The organism is Alloprevotella sp., assembly GCF_057240785.1.
In genome coordinates this window covers 133,791-144,649 of record NZ_DBHHRH010000032.1, presented here as the reverse complement: position 1 = coordinate 144,649, position 10,859 = coordinate 133,791, and the positions used below count along the sequence as shown (strand labels likewise).

General features: G+C 39.9%; 6 protein-coding genes. 1 reads left to right on the top strand and 5 read right to left on the bottom strand.

Features of this window, described 5'->3' with window-relative positions:
* Positions 1–222: 222 nt before the first annotated feature.
* Positions 223–1,221: a PCMD domain-containing protein gene (locus ACO4R2_RS07695; protein ID WP_484769785.1), complete on the bottom strand. Its 999-nt coding sequence runs from the start codon at positions 1,219–1,221 to the stop codon at positions 223–225.
* A gap of 307 nt (positions 1,222–1,528) precedes the next feature.
* Here ACO4R2_RS07695 and ACO4R2_RS07690 point away from each other — a divergent pair, with 307 nt between their 5' ends.
* On the top strand, positions 1,529–2,737 hold the full coding sequence (locus tag ACO4R2_RS07690) for a porin (RefSeq protein ID WP_484769784.1): 1,209 nt from the start codon (positions 1,529–1,531) through the stop codon (positions 2,735–2,737).
* 124 nt (positions 2,738–2,861) lie between these two features.
* Here the strand turns inward: ACO4R2_RS07690 and dnaG are convergent, their stop codons facing one another.
* From dnaG to ACO4R2_RS07670, 4 genes are all read right to left on the bottom strand, one after another.
* Positions 2,862–4,799: a DNA primase gene (gene dnaG, locus ACO4R2_RS07685; RefSeq protein ID WP_484769783.1), complete on the bottom strand. Its 1,938-nt coding sequence runs from the start codon at positions 4,797–4,799 to the stop codon at positions 2,862–2,864.
* A 97-nt stretch (positions 4,800–4,896) separates the two neighbouring features.
* Positions 4,897–6,171, bottom strand: coding sequence for a DUF3078 domain-containing protein (locus ACO4R2_RS07680; RefSeq protein WP_484769782.1), 1,275 nt, complete (start codon positions 6,169–6,171; stop codon positions 4,897–4,899).
* 761 nt (positions 6,172–6,932) lie between these two features.
* A complete protein-coding gene (locus tag ACO4R2_RS07675) occupies positions 6,933–9,347 on the bottom strand; it encodes a TonB-dependent receptor (protein WP_311490451.1) in 2,415 nt (804 codons plus the stop codon).
* Positions 9,348–9,416: 69 nt separating this feature from the next.
* On the bottom strand, positions 9,417–10,859 hold the full coding sequence (locus tag ACO4R2_RS07670; RefSeq protein ID WP_484769781.1) for a RapZ C-terminal domain-containing protein: 1,443 nt from the start codon (positions 10,857–10,859) through the stop codon (positions 9,417–9,419).

Sequence of the window (10,859 nt, the reverse complement as noted above, 5' to 3'; positions counted from 1 at the left end):
ATAGTAAATAAAGGGAGTACAAGAGATTTTAGGTCTCTTTTTGTCATATAAGCCTCCTTATTATATTTTAGAATAGATTATGAGCTTGATAGTTAGGCGTTTGTGTGGTCTAAGGTGCTTGTATCTTATGCTTAAAAAACAAAAAGGAAAGGAAGAACTTCTTAAACTATATTTTGGTTTAAGAAATCCTTCCTCCCCATTTATTATTGCTGTACTAAAAATCTAGTAGACTAAGCGCACATTGTCAACCCAAAGAGTGTTGCCAACTGTACCTGTATAGGCTCCACCATTACTTGAGTCAAATTTTACAATAAGGTGTGTAGGAGTATCATCACTTGTTCCCCATTCAATTTCTTTGATAGGCACCATCTTACCTTTTGAGTTCTTCATGTAAAATTGAGAATTCAGCCCCATGTAACTTTTGTAAAATGGTTGTGTTGTAATATTTCCATAATGGATAGTAAACTCTTGGTTGTTCACCCAGTTGGTTGTTTGTGTGAAGTAGTGAACCATTGTGCCAATACGTTTTGCATAGACATTGCCTTTTGCATCTTCCCAACGCTTCTGCAAATAAACAACACAATCTGCCAGGTCTCGACCAGCAATAGTCTTGGCTCCCCCGAAGCCCGTTTGGCGAATGCGATCACCCGGCATTAATTTAGTGGCATAATCAAACATGATAGCCTTAGGTCTATGAGAGTATCTAATGCCACAGTTCAAATATTTCATAGGATTAGACGAACTGGTAATGGGTTCCATCATTTGTCCTAAGTAAATACTTCCTGCCGCCAAGACTTTAATGTTTACGATGCCGAGAACCTTTACTTGTTCGAGATGAGTATAAAGTTTTGCACAATAACCATGTCCTGGGCGTGCTTGCTTAAATACGCTTACATTAGTCTTGTAGATACCGCTGACATGTGCCATAACGTTTGAAGTTGCCCAAGGAGAGCCACCTGTTCCTAAGTATGGTGTGCGACCATTAATCACAGATGTGGGACCAATGGCATAAACCTGTCTTGTTTGCCCTCCAATAATGCTACTTTCTTCAATATTGCGAGTGATCCATTGGTCAAAGTTTCCGAAATTGATGTACTGTACATTGTTTTTGCTGTCCTGTACTAGTTCATTTTTAGGTAAGAATTCTGGGCGTAGAGGCAGAGCTTGAGCTGTTATCCCTGTGAGAAGAGCCAAGGTTGCGAGTGAATTTCTGATAGTCATATCTAATTTATATATCTCTCTTTTAATGTTCTGCAAAGTTACGGGAAAAGCATGGGAGAGCAAAGTAATCGTATCCTAAAACCTTTTAAATGAGTGAATAATCTGTATATTGCAAGCTCCACTTTGTTTTTTGTTGTACGCAGCAGTCTGAGGCAATTCATGCAGAAATCTTTTAGCCCTATCGTTGTTCGATTGTAGCACTGAATGAGATTTGATAAAATTTGCATTATAAAAACATGAAAGTTTGTTTATGTCTTCAAAAACATTCTTAATTTTGTAAGCGTAATGTAAATCAAATATGAAAATCATGAGTAAACTACTCTTGTCCACCTTTTGTGGTATGGCACTGTTCGCTTCTGTAGCGAATGCTGCCGGAACAGATATCCCTGTATCCAATATGCCCATATCTGTTTTCGCAGATAGTATGTTGCATTCTAGTGCGGAGGGACATAGTCTCAGCGAAGTAAAAGAAACGCTCAAATTGGGTGCTAAAGCTTCTGCTTCTGAGAACAAATCAAAGTTTATGGCAGCATTCGACCCAAGTTTTAAATTTGGAGGTTATGTTGTAGGCAAAGCCACAGTGACGGATCAATCCGACAAGACGCACACTGGTTTTGACTTGCGTCTCATTCGTCTCTATATGAACGGTTATGCTTTTAAGGATTTCTTCTATCGCATACAGTTGGAAGCAAGTGGACAGCCCAAACAGGATAATGGTCCGCGTGTACTCGATGCTTTCGTTGAGTGGCAGCATTGGAAGGAGCTCCGAGTAAAACTGGGCCAGTTCAAGCGCGGCTTTACATTTGAGAATCCAATGAGCCCTTGGGAGATAGGGTGGGGAGTATTCTCACAGTTGTCTAATCAATTGGCAGGAATCTCTGTCGATCGTAATGGAGCACATAAGTCCGGTGGCCGTGATGTAGGTTTGCAGATACAAGGTGATTTGTTGGCAGCAAAAGATGGTCGTCATTGGTTTCATTATCAAGTGGGACTCTTTAATGGGCAAGGAATAAACCATTCTGATAAGGATAATTTCAAAGATATCATCGGAGGCCTTTGGGTAAATCCTTGCAAGAATCTGCGTATTGGTTGGTTTGGTTGGAGTGGTAAATATACCAACGAGAATTATAAGGCAACTGATCCTCTTAGTCTGAAAAGAGTGAAGCGAGTACGATGGTCTGCGGGTATAGACTATGAACATGACTGGGTTGTGCGTGGCGAATACGGCCATTCTGTTGGTGGTGTAGTAACTAATCGCCTGGCTTCTGAACGTGCCGATTCGTGGTATGCTACTGTTGGTGCCCCCGTTACGAAGAATCTTAAACTTTACTGTCGTTGGGATTGCTATAGGGAAGCAAAGCAATGGAATAATCTAGTTGCTAATTATGGCCTTGCAGCTAATTGGCGATTAGCAAAGAATTTTATGCTCCAGTTCAACTATTATCTGACAAACAATCGAACCATTCGAGATAAGTATTATAATACGGCCGAGCTACAAGTTTACGCTCGTTTCTAGAGATGTAATAAGACAGAGCAACCTTTTACTTCTGAGGAAGTATGGCTGCTCTGTTCTTTTATCAGTACTTTCAGTAGAAACAATAAGAGATTTATTTGTTCCTTTGGTTTTATTACTGTTGATTTTATTTTAGTGTGATAATGCGTTGTGTGGCTTCTCCTATGGCTTTATGAAGCTCATCAAGTTCTTTAATCTTTTTCATGTATTCCAGCACCTTTGGGAGATCGCCACTCTTGTATATTTCTGCCAATTCTTTATGTGCAGTTTCGAGTTCTGCCTCTATAAGAGCCATTTTATAGTCATTGAGAAGTTGTGGGATACGATCGGCTAGATGGTCAGTATCTTCCCCATATTGTATGCGATTATTGGTGCAGAGTTCATTCTTGTCTGTTGAGAGTTCTGCTGCAAGCATACTTATGGATTCTTCAGGATTGTTAAGAAAAAAAGGGAGCGAATGCCAATTTTCTTCAGAAACATGACGTTCGGCTTCTGAAAGGATGTGCTGATAATGTTGATTTTGCATTTTCAAACTATCATTCTTCAAATCTTCACAGATATAGCTTGTCACGCTATACTGAACACCTTCAGATTCAAAAAGAGGTTGTTCACCATGTCGGATAATATCCCTGATGAGCAGACGTTCCATTTGAGCCACTTTATTGCGCGATTGTATTTGTAGATCTTCTTTGCGCTGTTTCTCCTCTTCTTGAAGTTCCCGCTCGCGTTGACGTTCATCTTTTTCTTGAACCTGGGTTGTAGTTTCTCTGCGGATTTTGGCTACTTCAGACAGAATCATCTCTTCGCTAACGTGTATCATTTGCGCGCATTCTCGCGAATACATCTGGCGAATAATACCTTCAGGAATCAGACTGATACTGTGGATAATTTCAGAAATAAAGTTTGCGCGCTTTATTGGATCGTTTCCAACATCTTTCATCAGAAGATCTGTCTTAAAGCGGATAAAGTCTACTTGGTTTTCTTTTATGTATCCCTGAAATTTGGATGCACCATATTTTTGCGCGAAGCTATCAGGATCCTCTCCTTCTGGAAGCAAAAGTACTTTTATGTTCAATCCCTCAGAAAGGAGCATATCAATGCCTCGCAAACTTGCATGAATACCTGCATTGTCTCCATCATAGAGTACAGTGATGTTATTTGTGAAGCGATGGAGCAAACGGATTTGTCCTTCTGTGAGTGAAGTACCACTAGATGCAACTACGTTCTCTACACCGCTTTGGTGCATAGAGATAACATCCATATAGCCCTCTACAAGAAAACAACTGTTTTCTTGGACAATAGCTCTTTTAGCTTCATAAAGTCCATAAAGTTCGTGAGATTTACTATAAATCTCCGATTCAGGTGAGTTTACGTATTTCCCTACATTCTTGTTCTGTGTGAGAATACGTCCGCCGAAGGCAACAACTTTTCCCGAAATGCTGTGGACAGGATAAATGACACGTCCATGATACCTGTCCAAGACTTTTCCATCATCTGTTTTGAAGCAAAGTCCCGTCTTGATGAGTAATTCAGAATTAAAACCTTTAGAGATAGCCGCTTGGTAAAGGGAGTCTTTGTCCACAAGTGAATACCCTAAATGGAACTTTCGGATGATATCATCACGAAGACCGCGTTGACGGAAATAAGCCAATCCGATTGCAAGACCATCGGCCGATTCATGTAGATTATTTTCAAAATAGTTGCGTGCCCACTCATTGATGATAAAAAGACTTTCTCGCTCGGTCTGTGCTTGACGGTCCTTGTCGGTCATCTCTTTTTCGCGGATCTCTATACCGTATTTCTTTCCTAACCATTTGATAGCTTCGGGATAGGTGAGTTGTTCCATTTCCATCAAAAAATGGAGAGCATTTCCACCTTTGCCACAGCCATAACATTTACAGATTTGTTTTGCAGGAGAAACAACGAATGAAGGCGTTTTCTCGTTATGGAAGGGGCAAAGGCCTTTGTAGTTAACTCCAGCTTTATGGAGTGTTACAAATTCTTTAACAACATCAACAATATCTGTTGCGTCTAGAACTTTTTGTATCGTGCTTTGATCAATCATGATAAATGTCCTGTGTGGCTGGAGTTGGAGGAGAAATATAAAATACTGATTCTCTGCTGTGTAGTTCCTCTATGCAAAAGAGATCGTGGAACTAACGTTAGAAAGAATAGTCTATACCGACAGAAAGGAATTCATTAAATTGGAAATAACTTCCACTATCTTTTCTCCGAACGTTGTCATCGAAGCGTGGATAGAGAAAAAGCTTGGTGGAAAGGAATCGGTTGATTCTTAGATATATAGTGTTCTCCCATTCTATTTGCGCGTACTTATAATTAGTGTAGTAGAAGAGACGACTATCCCAGGTGACATTTTTCCAAGGAGTCCATTTTGCCGTTATCGTTATGTTCGAACCATAATCAAAGCGTGTGTGATGATTTGGCTTTACCCCAAAGGAAGGGGCTAGTCCCATTCGACTTACATACTTGAAGTCACAAGCAAAAGGAGATAGATTGGCGTTCACGTTAAAGCGATTATTTTTTGTATGAAGAGAATATTTCATACCCAACGTGAATAGACCTTCAAAAGGTGACATAAAGTCGGAACGCACTCTTTTTTCGTTTTTCTTATAGCTGCGATAGAATTGCGTCCAACTTTGAAGCATGGCTGAATAATACCAATGTTTTGACGCTTTAATACCCAATTCGTTGGTGAGGCGGAGAAGGTCAGTATTGGTCTTATATCGATGTTCAGTATCAGAATTTGAACTCTGAAGCCCAAACTTCATTTCTAGATAATTGTTGAATGTGATTTTCTGTTTATTATCGAAATTGGCTTGTACGTTCAACGTCGTTAAGAACGAATGATTACTTTCTCCGCCTTTATACCAATTGTCGGAGACGTAGTTCTGCATCAACTGGAATGAAACATTTGCACGAAAAGTCCAAAAGGAGGGACGATGTACTACGATGTCTAAATTCTGAAGATTAAATTCTTCGTTTGTTTTTTCCTCTACCTGTTTGGACAGTTGTACATTGGGCTTTATAATTTGCTCATAGGAACTTGGAGTTGAGCTTCTTATAGTATCGTTTAGATTCTGAATAAGCCATGGCCTTTGAGCATACACAGAGATTAAAGCCTTACTTTCCAGTATGGCTCGATAATCATCCTCTGGCGTAGATAGAGAAAAGAGTTCTTTGACAGCTTTCTCATAGAAAGTTGGGCTGGCAAATAAGCGGAAATAGTAGGGATTTGACAATGTATCAGCCTCTTCATATTTCCAGTCGTTGTAGAACGTTTTCAGCTGTTGTAGAGAATCAGAATAGATTTTGCCAATACGTTCAATTTTTTGCTTCTCCGTGCGCACTGGAGCTTGAGCTGCACTATAAAAGGGGAACCAAGCAAAAAGGAGGACGCCGAGTATAAGTCTATTCATATTCATCAGTCTTGTATACATTATTTGCAAAGTTAGTGATAACTTTTGCAATGCGGCAAATTTGTTATATTTCTATTCTTATTTTCTATTCCTTTTGTGGAAAGTGAATCATTGAACAGTGAAATCCCTTGTTTCCTTTTCATCTGGGGCTTTTGTGTGTTTCTAATCTAGAGCTCTCAACCTGAAGATTGTGTAAAAATAGGAGATTTCTTTTTCTTGAATTTTTGAGGCTTTAGTTTTATATTGTTTGTTGATATATATGTTTCTCAATCTAGCGAAGTGTTTTGTGAATTTTGCTCGTAAGAGTTATTAATATTTTCTGCAAAGTGCTTTGTTTACTGAAAACTCACTTCTTTTCTGAAGAAAGAAGACAAGATATGTGTGATGATTGCGTAAAAATAGGTACAGTTATAAGTTAGAATATAGTTTTTCCAAATATCTTTATTGTATTTTTTAGTTCTCCTTTGGAACCTCTAAATTTTCTTATTGTAGTGGTACTTTACATCTATACTCTTTTTATTCCTTGATGGTTGAGTTTAATTTGATACGATTCATGGAAGAATAAATTTTGAAATTTATTTATAATATTCTTTTATCTTCTCGTATGAAATATCTAAAGTTTTACACAAGTTCTTGCGTGTCTTTTTTGCTCTTTCTAAAAGTGAGCTTTCTTTTTCTTAGAAACAATTTATCCGCAATATCTGGGATGTAGATATTACGGATAAAAAGTTTGGTTCTCATATTTTGAGGTAGGTGTTCAATTAGAATTCAATGCTGAACCGCACGGAAATTTGTCTGCCCGTGAGATAATTGGGTACGGCATATTGTGTGTTGGTAATATCTGTTACCCAATAGTAAGAATTTACGTTGTCGATACCTAAGAGGTTGAAACAATCTATACCTATCCAAATGTTTTTGAAGAGATGCCGTCGTGCCGTTTCTATTCCAGCTTCTTGTTGTCGTTGCCAGCGGAGAGGCATACGATAGGAGAGTCCAAGGTCTACACGTTTATATGCAGGTGAACGGAAGGTTTGAAAATTCCGACCTGTGTGAGGAGGACCAAAGGGAAGCCCCCCAGCAAAAGCCATCTTTAGTGTAGCACGCCAACGCGTACTTCCTGGGAAATAGTCAGTGAAGAAAGCTGAGAAATTGTAGCGTTGATCAGTAGGCCGAGGCAGCCATTGTCCGTCTACTTTCTCTTGTGTTTTCATGAGAGAAAAAGTCAGCCAACTATCAGTTCCAGGAACGAATTCTCCAAAAAGTTTAAAATCTAATCCTGCTGCATATCCAGATGCGATATTGCGACCATAGTAGACTACACGAACATTATTGATGCTGTAAGGATTGAGATTAGTGAGCGCCTTATAGTAAGTTTCAGCCGTAAATCGGAAAGGACGATCCATCATTCTGAACGCGTAGTCTGCTCCCAACACAAAATGGATGGATCGTTGAGCTTTGATGTTGCGATTCATTCTTACTGTAGCAATACCGTTTGTCAGAGTTGTATCGCGAAGTTCCTTGAAGAAAGGTGCTTGATAGTAGAGCCCCGTGGCAAAGCGCAAGGTCCAATGGTCGTTTGAAGCAGGGAGAAAGCCGATACTTGCGCGTGGCGATATGAGAGACTCTTTGTTCCAGTCCCAATAGTTGAAGCGCACTCCATAAGTGAAATTGAAAAGCCCGGCTTTTGTGTTGAATCGCCAAGAGTCTTGCGCGAAAGCTTCAAATCTATTTGTATGGATCTCGTTTACAGATTTCAGACTGTAGATGAGGCGCAGAGCTTTTTCGTCGTAGGGGAGGCTATAGCCCATAGAGTCACGCATTTCCCATTCGCGACTATTTTCTTTAATACGTTCGTTCAGCCAGTTTAACCCCACTTGTAAGGTGTGACTATTCAATGTGTTGCCAGCCTTAGCTGTCTTTGTGCGGAAGCGAAGCCCAACATTGTAAACATTTGCTTTAAGTCGGTTTCGAGCATGTTCCATGTATGTTCCTACTCCCAACTGTTCTTGTGAAGTTGCTTCTTGTAACCAGTATTCTCCTTGAATATCGTAGTTCTCATGTTCCAAGGTTGAGAAGGTAGACATTTGAAGTGCAAGGAATGCCTCGGGGGAGAGGTGGCGCGTAATGGTGGCCGCACCAAAGAACGTACGGAAACGGTCCTTTTCTTTACCATCAAAATAGACAGTAAAGGTTTTAGGATCATTTAATGTACCAAAAGATGTCTCACGATTCTTGGGGTAGAAATTATAACTGTTATCGGAGATATTTCCCAGTAAATCAATAGTCCACTTTCGCGAGGGACGCCAAGAAAAAGCACCTTGATAATCTAAGAAGTTTGGCTGATATTCACCTTGCGTGTCCATAGATCCCAAAAGGTGGCGAGTGGTTTTGTAGCGAACAGAAGTCATGAAGTCCATGTGCTTATTTCCCCAACCAAAGTATGCTCCAGCTCCTAAAAGTGAAGTATTGATTTTTGCTTCAAACTTCTCGGGATGTTTGTAGGTGATGTCGAGAACAGATGACATCTTATCACCATAGCGTGCTTCAAAACCTCCGCTACTAAAAGCTATGCGCTCCACCATATCTGGATTAATAATTGATAATCCCTCCTGTTGTCCAGATCGTACGAGTAGGGGACGATAAATTTCTATGCCATTCAAATAAACGACATTCTCGTCAAAAGAACCGCCTCGCACATTGTATTGCGAAGAGAGTTCGCTGTGAGTAGAAACTCCTGCTTGCGACTGTATGAGTTCCTCTACACCATTCCCTGTTGTTGAAGGAGTATTCTTTAGAGCTTCTGTCGAAATACGCTGCTCGGTAGTAGCTTCACGTTTTTGTCCTAACACGGTTGCACCTCCGAGTTCGTAATCCACACTATTGTGAAGGACGATATCCAGACGTACAGAGTCTCCTGGATTACGCAAGAGACGACGGCGACTTCCGTAGCCTATTTGTGAATATATAACTTCTATGGAATCAGCACTTTCACAGTATATTGTGTAGAATCCCTTTAAGTCTGTCATGGTTAGAATTGGTAAACCTTTAATTCTAACATTGGCCATCTCAACAGGACTCCCACTCTCGTCCTTTACTGTACCAAAAATTTTTGTGCGACGGGCAAAGGAGGGGAGAGCTATTAGGCAAAGGAATAAAGCAATTATGAATCTTCTCATATGTCTAATAAACGCTCTCTTCTTTGTGTATATTGTTTTCTACTTGAAATTTTTATATTTTAGGATTAGTTATTTCAGTATTTGCGTGATTCCTTGCTCTCTGTGGCAGAGGTGTACTTCAACAGCGAACCTCTTATGGAGATGTTCTGCAACGTGCTGTGCAGAGTAGACACTACGATGTTGTCCACCCGTGCAACCGAAGCAGATCATAAGATGAGTAAAATTACGCTCAATATATCGATTTACATGAAAGTCGATCAGTTCATATACGTGTTCTAAAAAAGCTAGGATTTCTCCGTCCTCTTCAAGGAACTGTATTACGGGGGCATCCAATCCTGTGAGTTGTTTGTAACGTTCATAGCGACCAGGATTGTGTGTAGATCTACAATCAAAATAATAGCCACCACCATTTCCACTATCATCAACTGGTAGACCTTTTTTATAGCTAAAGCTCCACACACTTACGACAAGTCTGCTTTGAGAAACTTTTGTCTCCTCATGAAGTTTGTTATATACTGGTAAATCTGTTAAGCGATACAAGGTTTTATTGAGGTGCTTATATTTTTTTGCTGTACCATTCTCGATTAACGTGCGCAGATTCTTGAGAGCTAGAGGAATACTTTGTAGGAAATGTTGCTTATGTTCAAAAAGTCCGCGCAGCCCATATGCTCCAAGCACCTGTAGTTGGCGGAAAAGAATGAATTGTGGGAGTTGTTCCGAGTAGCCTTTGGCGATTTCAGGAGCAATGTGTTGTAATTCTTCAAGATATGTTTTAATGATATTTTTGCGAAGTTCTGTTCCATATTTTGCCGAGGCTTGCCAAAGAAAAGACGAAATATCATATTGTAGTGGACCAGCCTTACCTCCTTGAAAATCGATAAAGTAAGGCTGACCTTCTTTGAGCATCACATTGCGCGCTTGGAAATCACGATATAGGAAAAAATGTGGAGAATCGCAGCAAAGGTCTCTAGCAAACTGTTCTAAGTCGTGTTGTAATAAGACTTCATCAAAATCGATGTCCGTGGTTTTTAGAAAGCAGTATTTGAAATAGTTTAAGTCAAACATTACTGTCTCTACATCAAAGTGAGTAGGAGCAATGAGTTGAGTATAATCTAAGCCTTCATTCCCTCTGATTTGGAAGTGAGGAAGTATTTTGATAGTTCTTTTAATTAGTTCTACTTCTTCTTGATTGTAGTTGCCATTGGCCTCTCGTCCTTGCTGTAAAGCTGAAAATAAGGAGGTGTTTCCCAAATCTTCTTGCAAGTATCTGCTTTCGTCTTCTGAGACAGCATAGACTTCGGGGACTGGAAGATTTTTCTCCTTGAAATGTCGTGCGAGGTATAAAAAACTATGATTCTCTCTTTTCGATGTACCAATAACTCCGATACAGGTTGTTCCATCATCGGCTGTTAAGCGAAAGTATTTGCGGTTACTACCAGCTTGTGCTAATGGCTCACATGAAACAGGAGTTTTCCCCGCGTATTGTTTATAGAGTTGAACGAGCTGTTGCAT